The sequence below is a fragment of the Bradyrhizobium sp. BRP22 genome (genome assembly GCF_020194175.1).
Taxonomy (GTDB): domain Bacteria; phylum Pseudomonadota; class Alphaproteobacteria; order Rhizobiales; family Xanthobacteraceae; genus Bradyrhizobium.
Genome location: NZ_JADYVX010000004.1, coordinates 1 through 17,570, shown reverse-complemented (window position 1 = coordinate 17,570; position 17,570 = coordinate 1). Strand labels below are relative to the sequence as shown.

Below are 17,570 nucleotides of genomic sequence, written 5' to 3'. Positions count from 1 at the left end.
ATTGTCTGTTCAATCGGGACGTACGGGGAGGCTGCAGGCGTGGGTGTGGACGCCTTAGTCGGGACCGGACGGAATCATGAATTCACGCGTATCGTGGAGTGTTGACGGCATCGATCCATCCGTCCGCGAAAGGGCCGAGGCTGCGGCCCGCCGCGCGGGCATGTCGCTGAACGACTGGCTCAATTCCACCATCGGCGAGCCGGCGCCGGCGGATGTCCGCACGGCTCCATCGCGGCCGGCGATGTCGAGCCAGGCAAGCGTCGCAGACATTCATCAGCGGCTCGACGCCATCACCCAGCAGATTGATCGGCTCTCGCAGCCCGCGCCGCGCAATGACGCACCGCGCAGCAACACCGCGCGCGGTCAATCCAACGTTGCGCGCCAGCTCAACGACGCGATCTCGCGGCTCGATGCGCGGCTGTCGCAGATCTCAAATCCGGCCGCGGCGCGCCAGCCCCAGATGCCGGACCGGCAACGCCAGGCGGAAGCCGTGGAGCGTGCCGCCGCGAAGGTCTACCGTCCGTCGCCGCCGCTAAGTCCCGCCTCCTTCGATTCCGCAATCGCGGAGATCGCCGCACGCCAGAACGAACTCGACGGTCCGCCGCCACGGCAGATGCCGCCGCGCTATGCCGAGCCAATGGGCCCAAGCGCTCCGCCGATGGCCGCGCATGCGCCGCCCATTGCACAGGCATCTCCCGCGCCGGCACCGGCGGGCCCGGATTTCTCCTCGCTGGAGCGTTATCTGATCAAGATCACGAGCCAGATCGAAGCGCTGCAACGGCCCGATCATATCGAGCAATCGATCGCCGCGTTCCGCAGCGAGCTTGCCGAAATCCGCGCCGCGATCACCGAGGCGATGCCGCGCCGCGCGATCGAATCGCTCGAAAGCGATATCCGCTCGCTGGCGCGCCGCATCGACGACAACCGGCAGAACGGGGCCGACAGCCAGGCGCTCGCCGGCATCGAGCGCGCGCTGTCGGAGATCCGCGAGGTGCTGCGCTCGCTCACCCCCGCCGAGCAGCTCGCGGGCTATGACGAGGCGATCCGCAATCTCGGCGCCAAACTCGATCTGATCCTGCGCGCCAACGACGATCCCTCGACGGTGAACCAGCTCGAGAGCGCGATCGCCGCGCTGCGGGCAATCGTCTCCAACATCGCATCCAACGACGCACTGGCGCGGCTTACCGAGGACGTGCAGACGCTGTCGTCCAAGGTCGACCAGCTCTCGCACGCCAACAGCCAGAGCGATTCCTTCGCGATCCTCGAACAGCGGATCGCGGCCCTGGCCTCGACCCTGGAAAGCCGCGACCGCCCGGCGCCAACCGAGCATTCGCAACATCTCGAGGATGCCGTGCGTGCGCTATCGGAGCGCATCGACCGCATGCAGGTTGGTAACGACAGCGCCTCAGCATTCGCTCATCTCGAGCAGCGGGTCTCCTATCTGCTCGAGCGCCTGGAAGCCTCTTCCAATCCTCAGTCCGGCAATTTCGGCCGTGTCGAGGAAGGGCTGCAGGATATCCTGCGCCATCTCGAACGCCAGCACGCCAATCTGGTGTCGCTGGCCGAGGCAAACCGCAGCGTCGGCCCGCCGGCACCGCAGCCGCTCGACCCCGGCCTCGTCGACATGGTCAAGCGCGAATTGTCCGATATCCGCTACAGCCAGTCGGAGACCGACCGCCGCACCCAGGATTCGCTCGAGACGGTGCACAACACGCTCGGCCATGTGGTCGATCGCCTCGCGATGATCGAGAACGATCTGCGCGGGGTGCGCTCCGTGCCTGCTGCGCCGGCGCCGCCCGAACCGCCGCGCGCCGCCATGCCGCAGACCATCGTGCCGCAGGCGCAGCCCGAACTGCCGAATCCGGCGGCGCAGCAGCGCTTCACGGCGGAGGAACACTTCGCCGCGGCGCCGCGCGACTTCCACGCGGCCACGCCGACCGACACTGCACCGATGCCACCGCCGCTGCCGCCGCGCGCGATCAGCGAGATCCTGGAGCCGCACGCCGCGGTCCGCGCCGCGCTCGAGCCGGACCTGCCGCCGGATCATCCGCTCGAGCCGGGCACGCGCCCGACCGGACGGGTGTCGCCCACCGAGCGGATCGCCGCGTCGGAGAGCGCGATCAGCGAGATTTCGACAGGCAAGAAAGAGCCGGTCTCCACATCGAGCTTCATCGCCGCCGCCCGCCGCGCCGCCCAGGCTGCGGCCGCCCAGGCTGCCAACGAGAAGGGCGGACGCGGCGGAGCCAAGGCTGCGGCCAAGGCCAAGCCGGTCGACAAGACCAAGGCGCAGGGCCAGTCGGAGGGCAAGGAGCCCTCAAGCATCACGTCGAAGATCCGCTCGCTGCTGGTCGGCGCCAGCGTCGTGGTCATCGTGCTCGGCGCCTTCAAGATGGCGATGATCCTGCTCGATGGCGACACCGCGTCACAGATGCCTCCGATGGAGAGGTCGAGCGATGCCCCCGCCGCGGCACAACCGGCCGACAATGCCGCCGTCGCACCGGCGCCCGCGCCGGCTCCGGCTCCGGCGGCGCCATCGATGACCTCGCCGACCCCGCTTGGCCGGCAATCCAACAACAGCACCGCGCCGAACATGCTCGACGGCTCGCAGGTGGCGATCCCACCGGCGCCCGCGCCGTCCCCATCTCCCGTTGCGAACAACGACGTCACCGGCACGATCCCCACGCCATCGGCGGCTCCAACAGGGGGCAGGCTCACGATGGTGCAGGTGCCGCCCAGCGAGCGGCTGCCTGACGCCATCGGCGGCCCGGTGCTGCGCGCTGCAGCGCTGCGGGGCGATCCTGCCGCGGCCTATGAGGTCGGCGTGCGCTTCGCTGAAGGCAAGGGCGTTCCGACCAATTACGACGAGGCCGCCAAGTGGTACGACCGCGCCGCGCAGGCCGGCGTGGTGCCCGCGATCTTCCGGCTCGGGACCTTCTATGAGAAGGGACTCAGCGTGAAGAAGGATGTCGACACCGCGCGGCGCTACTACGTGCAGGCCGCCGAGCGCGGCAACGCCAAGGCCATGCACAATCTCGCGGTGCTCGACGCCGATGGCGGCGGCAAGGGGGCCAACTACAACAGTGCGGCGCTGTGGTTCCGCAAGGCCGCGGACCGCGGTGTCGCCGACAGCCAGTTCAATCTCGGTATTCTCTACGCCCGCGGAATTGGTGTCGAACAGAACCTGGCCGAGTCCTTCAAATGGTTCAGCCTCGCCGCAGCCCAGGGCGACGCCGACGCCGGCCACAAGCGTGACGACGTGGCCAAACGCCTCGACGCGCAATCGCTAGCGGCGGCCAAGCTCGCGATCCAGACCTTCACTGCCGAGCCGCAGCCCGACGACGCCGTCAACGCCGCGACCCCGCCGGGCGGCTGGGACTCGGCGACCGTGCAGCCCAACGCGGCCAAGCCCGCTGCCAAAGCGGCGGCGACGGCGAAGCGGACCGCGTCGATCGCGCATTAAAATTATGACAGGGTGACGACGCCGTGGCACGGCGTCGCCATATGTATCTCTGCGCTGAAGCTGTGTAGAAAGGCCGCGCCCGCGCGGGGTGCTGCCAGCGCCGAGAGAACCGATTTGTCAGTCCAGGACCAGGAAGGTCGCTACCGAAGCTCGCCGACCGGGCCCCGCGTGGCACCACCACGCCAGCCGATCGATCAGCGGAAAGCGCGGCCGCCACACCGGCCAGCCTGGAGGTGGTCGATGTGGTCGATTGTCATATTCGTCCTCCTGATCTCGAGCGTCGGCATCCGCGCCTATCGGGACCTGTCGGAGCCCGCAGCCTGGGCGTATTGGAAAGACCAGTATCTTTCGCCGAGCCTGAGTTCGCGGCTCATCACCAAGGTCGATCTCGGCGGGCCGGCCGGCTCGCGGCCCGCTTTGGCCATCAGTGGACGGATCGGGCCGGCCGCCGCGAACTGGTTCCGCGACAGGCTGGACGAGGCTCATCTCGCGCCCGGCGATCTCGTGCTTCTGTCGTCTCCGGGCGGCGACCTCAATCAGGCGCTCATCATGGGCGAAATCATCAGGTCCCGCGGGCTGACGACCGCCGTCGGCGTCGCCGATGCCTCGGGCCGGGTCCGGCCGGCCTATTGCGCCAGCGCCTGCGTCCTCGCCTATGCCGGCGGCACGACCCGCTACGGCATCGAGGGCTCGATGCTGGGGGTGCACCGGTTCGTCACCACTGCGCCGGTTGCCGACCCCGTCGCCGACACCCAGCGCATCACCGGCGCCGTCCTGCACTACATGACCAAGATGGGCGTATCCTCCAGCGTGATCGAGGCGATGTCACAAACCAGGGACATCCGTTGGCTGGGCAGCAGGGAAACCTGATCACCGATCCCATCGGCCGGCTGTGAGGCGACGGCCGGCGCAGGTGCGACAAAAAAGTCCGCCTTGGCGGATTCAATAGTCCCTCGTCGCGGCGATTTCGGTTATGCAAGGACGCGGCAACCGATCCGCGCCTGCTTCCGCGTCGGATTCCGCTGTCCGCAAGCCCGATCAGAAAACCGCGCCGTGGAATGGCCGTGCGCCAGCCTCGCGGCATTATAAGAAGCGACCGCGCGTGCAGCTGTACCTTCCGATCGCCGATATTCCCGTCAATATCTTCCTCGTGCTGGCGATGGGCGCGGCGGTCGGTTTCGTTTCCGGCATGTTCGGCATCGGCGGCGGCTTCCTGATGACGCCGCTCCTGATCTTCATCGGCATCGCGCCGGCTGTCGCGGTTGCCTCGGTCGCGAGCCACATCGCGGCGTCCTCCTTCTCCGGCGCGATCTCCTATTGGCGGCGCCGCGCCATCGATCCGACACTGGCGCTAATCCTGTTAAGCGGCGGCACCATCGGCACCGCGCTCGGAGTGTGGACCTTCACCTATCTGCGCTCGCTCGGCCAGCTCGACCTCATGATCGGGCTGTCCTATGTCGTGCTGCTTACCTCCGTCGGCGCGGCGATGGCCTATGAGGGCCTGCGCGCGATGCTGCGGGTCCGCGGCGGCGGCGCCGTTACGTTGCGCCGTCCCGGCGACCACATCTGGATCCACGGGCTGCCGCTGAAGATGCGCTTCAAGCGCTCCAAGATCTATCTCTCCATCATTCCCGTCATCTTCGTCGGTCTCGTGATCGGCTTCATCGGCGCCGTCATGGGCATCGGCGGCGGCTTCATCCTGGTGCCGCTGATGATCTATCTGCTGCGGGTGCCAACTTCGACCGTGATCGGCACTTCGATGGTGCTGACGCTGGTGACGATGATCTTCGCGACCATGCTGCACGCGGTGACCAATCACCTGGTCGATGCCGTGCTGGCTCTGATCCTGATGGTCGGCGGCGTCACCGGGGCGCAGTTCGGCGCGCGCGCAGGGCAGAAGATCCGCGGCGAGCATCTGCGGCTGTTGCTCGGACTGCTGGTGCTCGCGGTCGGCATCCGCTTTGCGGTCGAGCTCGTGATCCGCCCCACCGATCTCTTCACGATCCGCGAAACCGGCGGGGGGCAGCCATGACCGCCCGCGCACTCCTCGTTGTCGCCGGCCTGCTGGGTGCGATCCTCGCCGCACGCCCGGCCTGCGCCGAGCGGCTGATCGTCTCGGTCTCGAACCACCGCGTCACGGTGACGCCGAACTATTCCGGCGAGGAACTGGTGCTGTTCGGCTCGGTCGAAAGGGATGCCGATACGCCTCCCGGCCGCAACAATTACGACCTCGTGGTGACGGTGGTCGGCCCGCGCGCCGACATGGTGACGCGGCGCAAGGAGCGCAGATTCGGCATCTGGATCAACAGCGACTACCGCCAGTTCCTTCAGGTGCCGACCTATCTCGCGCTGTTCTCCAACCGCCCGTTCGACCAGATCGCTTCGCCCGAGGTGCAGCGGCGCCAGCAGCTCGGGCTCAACAACGTGCTGCTGATGCAGCGCGTCGGTCCCGACTATGCCGACGTCGTGCCCGACGATGCCTTCCGCAGCGCTTTCGTGCGACTGCGCTCCGAGCGCGGGCTCTATCGCGAGGCGACCTCGGCGGTGACGTTCCTGACTCCGACCCTGTTCCGCACCACCATTCCGCTGCCGGCCGAGGTGCCGATCGGCACCTACAATGTCGAGATCAAATTGTTCACCGACGGCGCACTGGTGACCAAGGCCGACACCGCCTTCGAGATCGTCAAGGTCGGTTTCGAGCAGTTCGTCGCCACTACCGCGCGGCAGAACGGCCTCGCCTATGGCCTCGTCACCGCCGCCATGGCACTGATGACCGGCTGGATGGCCTCGATCGTGTTCCGGCGCGATTGACGTCACGAGGCGATCAGGTCGGCCGGAACAGCGGGAGAGCGATCCGCACGCGCACGCCGCCGCCCGGGGCGTCGCTCATCTCGATCGTGCCATCATGGGCTTCCACCAGACTGCGCACCACCGCAAGCCCCAGCCCCGCGCCTCCGGTGGTGCGGTTGCGTGAGGCTTCGAGCCGATTGAACGGCTCGAGCATGGCCTGACGCCGGTCGGAGGGAATGCCCGGTCCATCATCATCGACGGTGAGAATGACGGAGGCTCGTTCGAGCTTCATCCGCACATGCGCGGCGTGGCCGTATTTCACCGCGTTATCGACGATGTTAGCCACAATACGCCGGAGCGCGAGCCGGTCCCCAAGCACGATCGCACCTCTGGCCGCCTCGTCGATCGCAACATCAACGTGACCGCCTTGCGCGCGTCGGTCGTCAGCTTCGGCGATGACGACGGCAGCGAATTCGACCATCTCCTGGGAGAGCTGCCCGGCGCCGACGCGGCTCGACAATAGCGCGTCGTCGAGCAGCCGGATCATGTCGTCGATATCGGCGATCGCGCGCTGCTGCTCGACGGGATCAGGAATCTTGTCGACGCGCAGGCGGAGCCGTGTCGCAAACGTCCTGACATCGTGCGCGATGCCGCCGACCAGCGTCATGCGCGCGCGCATCATCTCGCCCAGGCGCGCCTGCAGACGATTGAACGCTGCGATCACCGCGCGGATTTCCGGCGCGCTGCGACGTGCTTCCGGAAGCGGCGGCGGATCGGCGGAGAGGTCGACCCGATCGACGGCGGCAGCAAGGCGTGCCAATGGCCGGGTCTCGCGCTGCATGACCAGCAAGGCGATCAATCCGATGATGGTCCCGATCAGCCCCGCTCCGAGCCCGACCGGCAGGCCCAGTCGCGTGACTGGCAGCCGGGTCGCGGCATCGACCACCAGCGTTTCTCCAGTATGCAGCGCAATCCTCAGCTCGACGGCATTTGATACCGCCCTGCTCAACCGTGGAAACCGCCGGCCATCGCTCGCAGCCGGCGCCGGCGTGACGCTGACCTCGCGCCCGGGCAGCGCGTCGGCATAGAGCTCGCGCAGCCGCGCGTGCATCTCCTGCGAGACAGGCCGCGGCTCCGGCGTCACCCCGACGGCATCGAGGCGTACGGCAAACTGCGGTGACGAGACAGCGTCCAGGATCAGCCGGCGCATATCCGGTGCGGATCGTTCAATCAGCTCCGCGATCGCGGAGAGCCGGCTCGGAGACGGCCGCGCAAATTCGCCTTCCCGCACCGAGGTGAGATAGAAGACGGTAGCAATCAAGAGGCTGATGGCGAAGAGCGCGACGACCGCGATCAGGGCCAGGCGCGTTGCGAGCGTCACGCGCAGCATCATGACACCTGCTTGACGGTCGCGGTGAACAAATAACCGCCGTTGCGTACGGTGGTGATCAGGTTCGAGCCGGGGCTTGTGGTATCGAGCTTCTTGCGCAGCCGCGAGATCAGCATGTCGACGGTGCGGTCGAACGGTTCGGCGGACCTGCCGCGGGTCCAATCGAGGATCTGGTCGCGCGTGAGGACCCGGCGCGGCCGTTGCACGAAGCAGCTCAACAGATCGAACTCCGCGCTGGTGAGCGAGAGCGAAGTTTCGGCCGCCTCGCCGAACTGAATGCTGCGCGAATCGAGGTCGATCACGAACCTGTCGAATGCGTAGCGACGGGCGGGAAGCTTCGCCGGTGTCGCCTTGACGCGGCGAAGAATGGCGCGCACCCGTGCCAGCAATTCGCGCGGCGCAAACGGCTTCGACAGGTAGTCATCGGCGCCCATCTCGAGACCGACGACGCGGTCGATCTCGTCGCTCTTGGCAGTGAGCATCAGGATCGGGATGTCGGCGTCGGCGCGCAGCCTGCGGCAGATCGACAGCCCATCCTCTCCCGGCAGCATCAGGTCCAGCACAACGAGGTCCGGACGCATCCGCTGCAGCACCGCGTCCATCGCCTTGCCGCTATCGGCACACTCGACCTCGAATCCTTCCCGCCGCAGGAAGTCGGCAACCAATCGACTGATCTCGGGATCGTCCTCCACGATCAGAAGCGAGGCTTGAGGCGCTGTCATGGCCGCATTTTGAACAAGGTTGTGCACGGCGCAAGGCTGCGGGCTGCGTTGTTACATACTGTTACACGGCATCGACAAAGCGATACCGGCCGTTGCAGGGCAGCAATATCGCGCTGACACGCCGCATCCACTCTCCACTCATGGCTGCCGCAACGGCAGCTACCATCCATCAAGGAGACCGCGACCATGAAGAAGCTTCTCGCCATGTCCACGCTCGCCGGCCTGCTCTCGTTGGCCACCATTGCCGAGGCCAGCGCCTGGACCCGCTACGGCACCTACTATGGCCCGCGCGGGGTGTCGACCGTGCATGTGAGCGGCGGCTGCGGCTATCGCTATTGCTCGCGCACCGCGGTGCGCACTGGCCCGTATGGAAACACCTACGTCCGCCAGACCACGGTCTCGCGCTGGTAAGCGCGGCGACCGCCCGGTCCCTCGGACGGTCGTTCCACGACATCCCGACATCAGGAGAACAGCATGTCCGTTTCTTCCACCGTCTTCGCGCCGCTTCGCATTCTGTCCGCGCTGGCGCTTGCTGCAACAGTAACCGCCAGAACGGCGAGGGCCGAAACCCTGGTCCCCACGCAATTGCGCAGCGAGACGAGGTCGCAGATGCAGGCCTGCCGCGGCGATTACAGTCGCTTCTGCAGCAATGTGTCGCCTGGAGGCGGCCGCATCATCGCCTGCCTGCAGAGCCATGCGACTGAGCTCAGTTCCAGCTGCGCCCAGGCCGTCACCCGCACGCAGGCATCCAAGGATGCCGGCTCGACCGCGAAATAGATGGAGCGCGCCATGGAGTTCTCCGCGTTCTTCCTCAATCGCCAGTTTCGGCTGGTGATGCTGGCCACCGCGCTGGGCTTCATGGCGCTGGAATATGCGCTCGGCCGCCTGACGCATCGGCAGACTCACGACTGGCGCGAGAGCGCCGCGTCGTTTGGCGTTGCGCTCGGCCAGAATCTTATCCGCGGACTGGAAGCCGGAATCGTCGCGATCCCCTTCGCCTTCGCGTACCAGCATCGCCTGATGGATTTTTCCGGGACCAGCGCACCGGCCTTGCTCGGGCTCTTCGTCGGCAGCGAGTTCTTCTATTACTGGCAACACCGAGCCTCACACCGGATCCGCTGGATGTGGGCGACCCACCGCGTGCATCATTCGCCGACCCGGCTCAATCTCACCGCAGCGATCCGGTTGGGCTGGACCGGCAACATCTCCGGCAACTTCCTGTTCTTCCTGCCGCTGGCCTGGATCGGCTTCCATCCGTTCGCGATCCTGGCGATGCTTGCCGTCAACCTGTTCTACCAGCTCCTGATCCACACCGAGCTTGCGCCACGGCTTGGGCCGCTCGAGCTGTTCATGAACACGCCGATGCATCACCGCGTTCATCATGCGTCGAACGAGGCGTGCCTCGACAACAATTTCGGCGGCATGCTGATCATCTTCGATCGCCTGTTCGGCACCTTTGCCGCAGCGCCCGAACATGAGCCGCTTCGCTACGGGCTGGTCGGCGGCACACCATCGTACAACCCGCTTCGCATCGCCTTCGGCGAGTGGAGTGCGATGCTGCGCGACGCGCGCAACGCGAAGGGCGGTGGCGCCAGGCTGCACGCCTTGTTCGGACCGCCCCGCACCTAGACTGCATCGAGGAGCCATCCCACTCCCATCGCGAGCACGCTCAGCAGCATCGCCGCAGTCGACAGCCATCCGAGCCAATAGAGCGGGCCGGTGATGACATAGCGGCCCATCACGTCGTGGCGGCGCGCCATCACCATCAGCAGCACCATCACGGGAACGGCGAGCACGCCATTGATGACCGCGCTCCAGTACAGCGCCGAGATCGGGTTGATCGAGGTGAAATTGAGCGCGATGCCGAAGCCGGCCGACAGCGCCAGCACGCCGTAGAACGCGGCTGCTTCCTTCGGCTTGCGCGCCAGCCCGACCGGCCACTTGCGTCCCTCGCCGACCGCATAGGCGGCCGAGCCCGCGAGCACGGGAACGGCGAGCAATCCGGTGCCGACAATGCCGAGCGCGAAGATCGCTTCGGCGAACGGGCCGGCGATCGGACGCAGCGCCTCCGCCGCCTGCGCTGAGCTCTGGATGTCGGTCTTCCCCGCCACATGCAAAGTCGCGGCCACCGTGACGATGATCGAGAGCGCGATCAGGTTGGAGAATGCCATGCCGATAATCGTATCGGCGCGGATGCGGGAAAACTCCTTTTGCGCGCCATAATGCTTCTCGATCAGAGGATGCTTCCTGCTGTCGACGCGCTGGTCTTCGGCTTCCTGCGAGGCCTGCCAGAAGAACAGATAGGGCGAAATCGTGGTGCCGAAGATCGCGACGATGGTCGTGTAATAGTTCTCGCTCCAGGCAAGCCTTGGAATGAATATGCCGGCGAGCGCCTCGCCCCAGGAGATGCGGGCGAAGGCGAGGGCCGCGACATAGGCGAACAGGCTGAGCGTCAGCCATTTCAGCACCGCGACGTAGCGCTTGTAATCGAGGATGATCTGGGCCGCCACCGAGGCCACGCCGAACAACAGCACGTAGAGGATGGGATGCCCGCCGACCAGGAGCGTGGTGGCATCCGCCATGGCGCCGAGATCCGCTCCGATGTTGATCGTGTTGGCGATGAACAACAGTGCGACCACGATGTTGAGCAGCCACAGCGGATAATGCCGGCACACATTGCCGGAAATGCCATGGCCGGTGACGCGGCCGACGCGGGCCGAAATCTCCTGGATCGCCACCATCAGCGGAAAGGTGAACAGCATGGTCCAGCCGATGCCGTAGCCGAGCTGCGCGCCGGCCTGGCTGTAGGTGCCGATCCCGGACGGGTCATCGTCGGAGGCGCCGGTGATCAGGCCCGGCCCGAGCGATTGCAGGAAGCGCTTGAGACTGAAGGGCTGCTGAGGTTTGGCCTCGGCCGCCGGCTTATTGCCGGTCTTGGTGTGATTGCCAGTCGATGCCTTGTGTTGCGCCATACCCGGTCCGATCGCCGCGACAACGAACCTGATGTGGTTCGGTTCCCGGCGCTGTACCTGGCTGGTCGTTGTGTCGCAAGCGTGACGGGCCGTCAGGCGCGCGATGCGGGCGCGGCGGTGGGACGGGTCACGAGATAGATGCCAAGCGCAACCGGGATGATGCCGAGCAGGTCGCGGGATTCGACATGCTCGCCGAGCACGAGGAACGCGAACACCATGCTGAGCGGCGGCATCACGAAGTGGTAGGCGCTCGCGGCGGTGGCGCCGCACACCTTGAGCAGGTGAAACCACAGCGCGTAGGCCAGGATCGATCCGCCGAACACCAGGAAGACGAATGCGCCGAGCAGCCGCGCACTCGGCACGATCTCCGACACGCTCGAGAGGCTGTAGGCGAACGGCAAGAGCGCGAGCCCGCCGGCGAGATTCTGGATGCCATTGCCGATCCACAGGCTGCCCTTGGGGGCGAGCAGCTTGAACAGGATGGTGCCGGTGACGATGGAAGCGAGCGAGGCCAGCGTGAACACAATGCCTTCCACATGCTCCGTGCCGACGGATATCCGATGCCAGACGATGAAGGCGACGCCAACGACGCCGAGCACCAGGCCCGCGACCTTGCGCCAGGTCAGCACCTCCCCGAGGAACAGCGCCGCCAGCACCGCGGTGAACACCGGATTGGCGGAGACGATCAGCCCGCCGATGCCGGCCGAGACCGTCTTCAGCCCGGTATAGCCAAGCCCGAGATACAGCGAATTGTTGGCAACGCCGAGCACCGAATAGACCGCGACATCGCGCCAGGAGAGCTGCCATGCCTCGCTGCGCAGGGCCAAAAACCCAAGGATCAGGATGCCCGCGAGTAAAAACCGCGCGGTAAGCAGGATCAGCGGCGGACAATCGGTGACCCCGATCTTGCCGGCGATGAAGGCATAGCTCCAGAGCAGGCAGAACAGCGCGATCAGGAACGGCAGCGGATTGAAGCCGGGACGGGAAACCGCGACGGAGGGCGCGAGCGACATGGGGATTCTCCTTGCCCCTTCCATCTAGGCCCTGGCCTTCCCATTTGGAAATTAAATGATAGACTGGCAGCCAGTGGATTTTTGAATGGGTGCCGCCATGTTCGATTTGGAACTGCTGCGCAGTTTCGTCTCGGTGGTCGATGCCGGTGGCTTCACCCGGGCCGGCGAGCGCGTCCACCGCACGCAATCCACCGTCAGCCAGCAGATCAAGCGCCTGGAAGAGGATGTCGGCCAGCCGCTTCTGGTCCGCAACGGCAAGGACGTCACGCCGACCGAAGCCGGCGAGCGGCTGCTGTCCTACGCGCGCCGGCTGCTGGCGCTCGCCGAAGAAGCGCGCGATGTGGTGACGCGGCCGACCTATCAGGGCGCGATCCGGCTCGGCATCCCCGAGGACTTCGCGGCCTATCGGCTCGCCAAATTGCTCGGCGCCTTTTCGCGTTCGCATCCAACGCTCCGGCTCGATGTCCGCGCCGACCAGAGCATGAACCTGCAGCGCGATCTCAATCGCGGCGAGCTCGATCTGGCTTTGCTCAAGCGCACCGCCGGCGAGAAGGGCGCGATTGCGGCTTGGCCGGAGCGGGTGCACTGGGTCACCAGCAAGACACATCCGCGCGACACGCGCATTGGTTCGGTGCCGCTGATCGGATTTCCCGCCGGCTGTCTTTACCGCGCCGGCGCGATCCATGCGCTGGAGAGCGCGGGGCGCTCCTGGCATATGGCCTACACGTCCTCGAGCCTGTCCGGTATCCAGGCCGCGGTCGCCGCCGGCATGGGCCTGAGCATCCTGTCGGAGATAGCAATCCAGGCCGATCACCGCGTGCTGACAGCGAAAGAGGGCTTTGCGCCGATCGACAAGACCGAAGTCGCCCTGCTCGCCTCCCCCGCCGCCAGCCCCGCCACGCTGCGGCTTGCGGACCGCCTCGCGGAGTTCTGCGACAACGTGCAGGCGAAGGCGGCGTAATTTCGCGATCGGTGCGCGGAGGCGAGCGCTGTCCTTCCCTTCTGACTTGTGGGAGAAGGTGGCGCGCATGAAATGCGCGATGGATGAGGGGTTGTCTGCGCGGGCAACGGTGCTTGTGGAGAGAGACCCCTCACCCAATTGAGTTCGTTGCCGGCGCCGGAGTAGCCCGCTCCCACAAGGGGCCAGGGCCCATCAACCGGCACCGGTAAACTCGCGTCGCACGCTGTCACCGCTATCGTCATTGCGAGCGGAGCGAAGCAATCCATATCGCCGCTTGCTGAGGCATGGATTGCTCGTCGCTTCGCTCCTCGCAATGACAGGGAAGAGTTCTGATTCAAATGTCAAACGGCGTCTCCGCTGTCATCGTCCGGCTTGACCGGACGATCCAGTAACCACAGGCGGTTGTGCTTATGCCGAGGAGCCGCGGAGTACTGGATGCCCCGCCTGCGCGGGGCATGACGGTGGAGTGGATGTGAGGTCGCGTTCTCGCGGCATGGATTACCCGAGTCTTGCGCCTCGTTTCACCCTCTCATCGAACAGAGGGCGCAGGGAAAGCCGGGTGCCGGTTGCACCCGTGGGCCCCGTGCAACAAAAAGCACGGGGGTAGGACCACAGGTCAACCGAAGCAACTCCGGCTTTCCCTGCGCAGTGGTTTTACGGCTTACTTCGTGCTCTTCTCGGTGACCGGGCTTTCTTGCCACCGTCGCCCTATTCAACGAATAGAACTTAGCGCCAGCGTCGGGGCGCCAGAACCACACGACTTCGCCGTCCGTGATGCCTGTGCTCGTCAGTCACACCTATCACGTCCACCGCATCTCACCGCAACGTTCGTGACGATCGCGAGCCGCCCCTCATTTGGATGAGACGCGCGGAGTCATAATGCTGATTTGCCCGACGACGGAAGCGGAATATTTTTTGCTGCGAGGCTGGACGGGGCAAATCACGTTGGAATTGCTCGCTTAATTCGTCTCGCCGCGCATGCGCTATCAGCCCTCATGGTGAGGAGCGCCGAAGGCGCGTCTCGAACCCATGAGGCCCTATCTTCGGCCGCGGCCCATTCTTCGAGACACCGCTTGCGCGGCTCCTCGGGATGAGGACGGCGGTTGCAGCGAAGATCAATAACAGCGCGAGGCGGCGATGGTGTAAAGCTTGGTGTCGCCGAGGAGGTGGGCGGTGAAGGCGGCGGTGCCGAACAGTTTTGCGAAGGCGGCGTCGCGGATGCTCAGGCCACCGGCGTAGGCGCCGAAGGCAGGCATCACGGCGCGCTCGCCGTCGCTGGCGAAGCAGCGGCGTTCGACCGCGCGGCCGCGGGTCGAGACCCGGGCCTTGGGATGCAGATGGCCCGCGATCTCGCCGATGGCACCGGTCGGCTCATGGCGGAATCTGATCCGGCCGATCGCGACTTCAGTGGCGACCATGCCGCCGAGATCGGACGGCAGCGCCGGATCGTGATTGCCCGAGATCCAGATCCAGTCGCGGCGTGCCTGCAGCGCCGTGATGGCATCGCGGTCCTGCGCGCTGAGCCGCTCATGCGCGCGCCGGTCATGAAAACTGTCGCCGAGCGCGATCACCATGCGAGGGTCATGCCGTGCGACGACCGCGGCGAGCCGGCCCAGGGTCGCGGCAGTGTCGTAAGGCGGCAGCAGCACGCCGCGGGTGGCGAAGCTCGATCCCTTCTCCAGGTGCAGGTCGGAGACGACCAGCAGGCGCTGCTCTTCCCAGAACAGCGCGCCGGAGAGACCGGCCAGCATTGTCACTCCGGCGACCTCGAAGGCGCTTTGCGTATCGACGACAGAAAAAGAAGCGCCCCGCGGACTCATTCCCTTGCTACGATGCCTTACGACATCGCCTCTTTCACGAGTTCGTCGGCGGCTTCCGCCAAGAGCTCGTCGGATGCTTCGCCATAAACTGACTCGCGGCCGATTTCCAGCATCACGGGGACTGCGAGCGGCGAGACATGCTCCAGTTCCCGGTGGGTGATTCGGCCCTGGATGCGCGTCAGCATGTCGCCAATCCGGCGCAGATCGAGCAGGCCGGTCGCGGCATCGGCACGCGCCGCGCGCAACAGGACATGATCGGCCTGATGCTTGCGCAGGACGTCGTAGACAAGGTCGGTCGAGAACAGCACCTGGCGCCGCGATTTCTCTTCGCCGGTATGGCGACGCGCGATTAGCCCTGAGATGATGGCGCAATTGCGGAAGGTGCGTTTCATCAACGCTGATTCGGCGAGCCATGCTTCAAGATCGTCGCCGAGCATATCGGGATTGAACAGCGCGTCGAGATCGAACTGGCCATGCCTGATCAGAAAGGAGAGATCGCCGAGCCCCCAGATCGCGAGCGCATATTCATTGGCGATGAAGCCGAGCGGCCGGGTGCGGGCGCGCTCCATCCGCCGTGTCAGGAGCATGCCGAGCGTCTGGTGCGCGAGCCGTCCCTCGAAGGGATAGCACACCAGGTAATGCTTGTTGCCGCGTGGAAAGGTTTCGACCAGGAGCTCGCGCACCGCCGGCACCCGGGAGAAATCCTTCTGCAGCGACAGCCATTCGTGGACCTGATCCGGCAGCGCATTCCAGGCGCGCCGATCATCGAGCAGTTTGCGCACGCGCTCGGCGAGATAGGTCGAGAGCGGGAATTTGCCGCCCATATAGGACGGCACCTTGGCGTCCTTGTCGTTGGCGCGGGAGACATAGACCTGGTCCTCGACCAGCGCCTCGTAGCGCACCACCTCGCCGCCGAACACGAAGGTATCGCCAACCACGAGGCCTTCGATGAAGACTTCCTCGATCTCTCCCAGCACGCGGCCGCCACGGCCGAGCGCACCGGTCGAGCCGGTGCCACCGGCGCGCGAGCGCACCAGCCGCACCTTCAGCATGGTTTCCTCGACGATGGTGCCGACATTCAGTCGATAGCTCTGCCGCACGCGGGGATTGGCGACGCGCCAGCGGCCCTGCTTGTCCTGCTTGATGCGCGCGAAGCGCTCATAGGTCTTCAGCGCATAGCCGCCGGTCGCGACGAAATCGACGATGTCGTCGAAATCGGCCCGCGTCAGCGCGGCGTAAGGCGCCGATGTCAGCACCTCCTCATACAGCTCGTCGGCAAGGAACGGCTCACCGCAGGCGCAGCCGAGCACATGCTGTGCCAGCACGTCGAGCGCGCCTGATCGCAGCGGCGGCGTGTCCTGGGCGTTCTCGGCGATGGCATCGATCGCGACGCGGCACTCCAGTACTTCGAAACGATTCGCCGGCACCAGCACGGCGCGCGATGCTTCGTCGAAACGGTGGTTGGCGCGGCCGATGCGCTGCATCAAGCGCGACGAACCCTTGGGCGCCCCGATATTGATGACGAGGTCGACATCGCCCCAGTCGACGCCAAGATCGAGCGAGGAGGTGCAGACCACGCCGCGCAGCCTGCCGGCCGCCATCGCATCCTCGACCTTGCGGCGCTGCGCGACGTCGAGCGAGCCGTGATGCAAAGCGATCGCGAGCCCATCGTCGTTCATGCGCCAGAGATCCTGGAACAGCATCTCGGCCTGGCTGCGCGTGTTGACGAAGACCAGCGTGGTCTTGTTCTGCCGGATCAGTTCATAGATCTCGCCGAGCGCATGGCGCGCGGTGTGGCCGGCCCAGGGCAAGCGCTCGCGGGTGTCGAGCATCTCGACGATCGGCGGCGCGGCGCCGCCGGCTATGACGACATCGGCGGCATCTTGTTTGCCGGGATGTTGCGGCACCAGGAAGCGTGCGAGCTGCTCCGGCTCGGCAACGGTCGCCGACAGGCCGATTGCGCGCAGCTCGGGCGCGAGCCGCCACAGCCGCGCCAGGCCGAGCGACAACAGGTCGCCGCGCTTGGAGGTCACCAGCGCGTGCAATTCGTCGAGCACGATGCGCTTCAGCGAGGAGAACAGGAACGGCGCGTCGTCGGATGACAGCAGCAGCGCGAGCTGCTCGGGCGTGGTGAGCAGGATATCGGGCGGATAGCGTCGCTGCCGCTGACGCCGCGACACCGGCGTATCGCCGGTGCGGGTCTCGATCTTGATCGGCAGCCCCATCTCGGCGACGGGCGTCTCCAGATTGCGCGCGATGTCGACGGCGAGCGCTTTCAGCGGGGAGATGTAGAGGGTGTGCAGTCCGCCGGCGCGCTTCACGCTACGGCCGGTGGAGATCAGATTGGCGCGCGGGAGGTCGGAACGAGCCGCACGCGACGTAGCCCTCGCTCCGCTTGCGATCTGGTCATGCTCCCTCCCCCTGTAAGGGGGAGGGTTGGGG

14 protein-coding genes are annotated in these 17,570 nt (G+C 66.1%); 8 read left to right on the top strand and 6 right to left on the bottom strand.

Going from position 1 to position 17,570, the window contains the following annotated elements:
* Nucleotides 1-76 precede the first annotated feature (76 nt).
* The 4 genes from I6F35_RS06760 (at nt 77) to I6F35_RS06745 (ending at nt 6,271) form a co-directional block, all read left to right on the top strand.
* Nucleotides 77-3,460 (top strand): tetratricopeptide repeat protein, encoded by a 3,384-nt coding sequence (locus tag I6F35_RS06760; protein ID WP_225116884.1) that lies wholly within the window; start codon nt 77-79, stop codon nt 3,458-3,460.
* 240 nt (nt 3,461-3,700) lie between these two features.
* On the top strand, nt 3,701-4,330 hold the full coding sequence (locus I6F35_RS06755; RefSeq protein WP_346283143.1) for a hypothetical protein: 630 nt from the start codon (nt 3,701-3,703) through the stop codon (nt 4,328-4,330).
* A gap of 232 nt (nt 4,331-4,562) precedes the next feature.
* Nucleotides 4,563-5,492: a sulfite exporter TauE/SafE family protein gene (locus I6F35_RS06750; protein WP_225116882.1), complete on the top strand. Its 930-nt coding sequence runs from the start codon at nt 4,563-4,565 to the stop codon at nt 5,490-5,492.
* Entirely contained in the window at nt 5,489-6,271 is a 783-nt protein-coding gene (locus I6F35_RS06745; protein WP_225116881.1) for a TIGR02186 family protein, read from the top strand. Before I6F35_RS06750 ends, I6F35_RS06745 begins: the two co-directional genes overlap by 4 nt.
* Nucleotides 6,272-6,284: 13 nt before the next feature.
* On the opposite strand, the gene I6F35_RS06740 is transcribed toward I6F35_RS06745, so the two are convergent.
* Together I6F35_RS06740 and I6F35_RS06735 are read right to left on the bottom strand one after the other, a co-directional pair.
* Nucleotides 6,285-7,643, bottom strand: coding sequence for an ATP-binding protein (locus tag I6F35_RS06740; protein WP_225116880.1), 1,359 nt, complete (start codon nt 7,641-7,643; stop codon nt 6,285-6,287).
* Nucleotides 7,640-8,362, bottom strand: a complete 723-nt coding sequence (locus I6F35_RS06735) for a response regulator transcription factor (RefSeq protein WP_225116879.1) — start codon at nt 8,360-8,362, stop codon at nt 7,640-7,642. The genes I6F35_RS06740 and I6F35_RS06735 overlap by 4 nt, the downstream gene beginning before the upstream one ends.
* Nucleotides 8,363-8,548: 186 nt before the next feature.
* Between I6F35_RS06735 and I6F35_RS06730 the strand changes: the two genes are divergently transcribed.
* The 3 genes from I6F35_RS06730 (at nt 8,549) to I6F35_RS06720 (ending at nt 9,991) form a co-directional block, all read left to right on the top strand.
* On the top strand, nt 8,549-8,773 hold the full coding sequence (locus tag I6F35_RS06730) for a hypothetical protein (RefSeq protein WP_225116878.1): 225 nt from the start codon (nt 8,549-8,551) through the stop codon (nt 8,771-8,773).
* A 63-nt stretch (nt 8,774-8,836) separates the two neighbouring features.
* Complete coding sequence (locus tag I6F35_RS06725) at nt 8,837-9,139, top strand: cysteine rich repeat-containing protein (RefSeq protein WP_225116877.1); 303 nt, start codon at nt 8,837-8,839, stop codon at nt 9,137-9,139.
* Between the two features lie 12 nt (nt 9,140-9,151).
* Entirely contained in the window at nt 9,152-9,991 is an 840-nt protein-coding gene (locus tag I6F35_RS06720) for a sterol desaturase family protein (RefSeq protein ID WP_225116876.1), read from the top strand.
* On the opposite strand, the gene I6F35_RS06715 is transcribed toward I6F35_RS06720, so the two are convergent.
* Together I6F35_RS06715 and I6F35_RS06710 are read right to left on the bottom strand one after the other, a co-directional pair.
* Nucleotides 9,988-11,334, bottom strand: coding sequence for a divalent metal cation transporter (locus I6F35_RS06715; protein WP_225116875.1), 1,347 nt, complete (start codon nt 11,332-11,334; stop codon nt 9,988-9,990). The genes I6F35_RS06720 and I6F35_RS06715 overlap by 4 nt on opposite strands.
* Before the next feature lie 92 nt (nt 11,335-11,426).
* Nucleotides 11,427-12,347, bottom strand: a complete 921-nt coding sequence (locus I6F35_RS06710) for a DMT family transporter (protein WP_225116874.1) — start codon at nt 12,345-12,347, stop codon at nt 11,427-11,429.
* 97 nt (nt 12,348-12,444) lie between these two features.
* On the opposite strand from I6F35_RS06710, the gene I6F35_RS06705 reads away from it, so the two are divergent.
* Complete coding sequence (locus I6F35_RS06705) at nt 12,445-13,308, top strand: LysR substrate-binding domain-containing protein (protein ID WP_225117183.1); 864 nt, start codon at nt 12,445-12,447, stop codon at nt 13,306-13,308.
* Nucleotides 13,309-14,423: 1,115 nt separating this feature from the next.
* Here the strand turns inward: I6F35_RS06705 and pdeM are convergent.
* Nucleotides 14,424-15,128, bottom strand: a complete 705-nt coding sequence (gene pdeM, locus I6F35_RS06700) for a ligase-associated DNA damage response endonuclease PdeM (protein WP_225116873.1) — start codon at nt 15,126-15,128, stop codon at nt 14,424-14,426.
* 17 nt (nt 15,129-15,145) lie between these two features.
* Nucleotides 15,146-17,530 carry a ligase-associated DNA damage response DEXH box helicase gene (locus tag I6F35_RS06695; RefSeq protein WP_225117182.1) on the bottom strand — a complete coding sequence of 795 codons (2,385 nt, stop codon included), beginning with the start codon at nt 17,528-17,530 and terminating at the stop codon, nt 15,146-15,148.
* Nucleotides 17,531-17,570 lie beyond the last annotated feature (40 nt).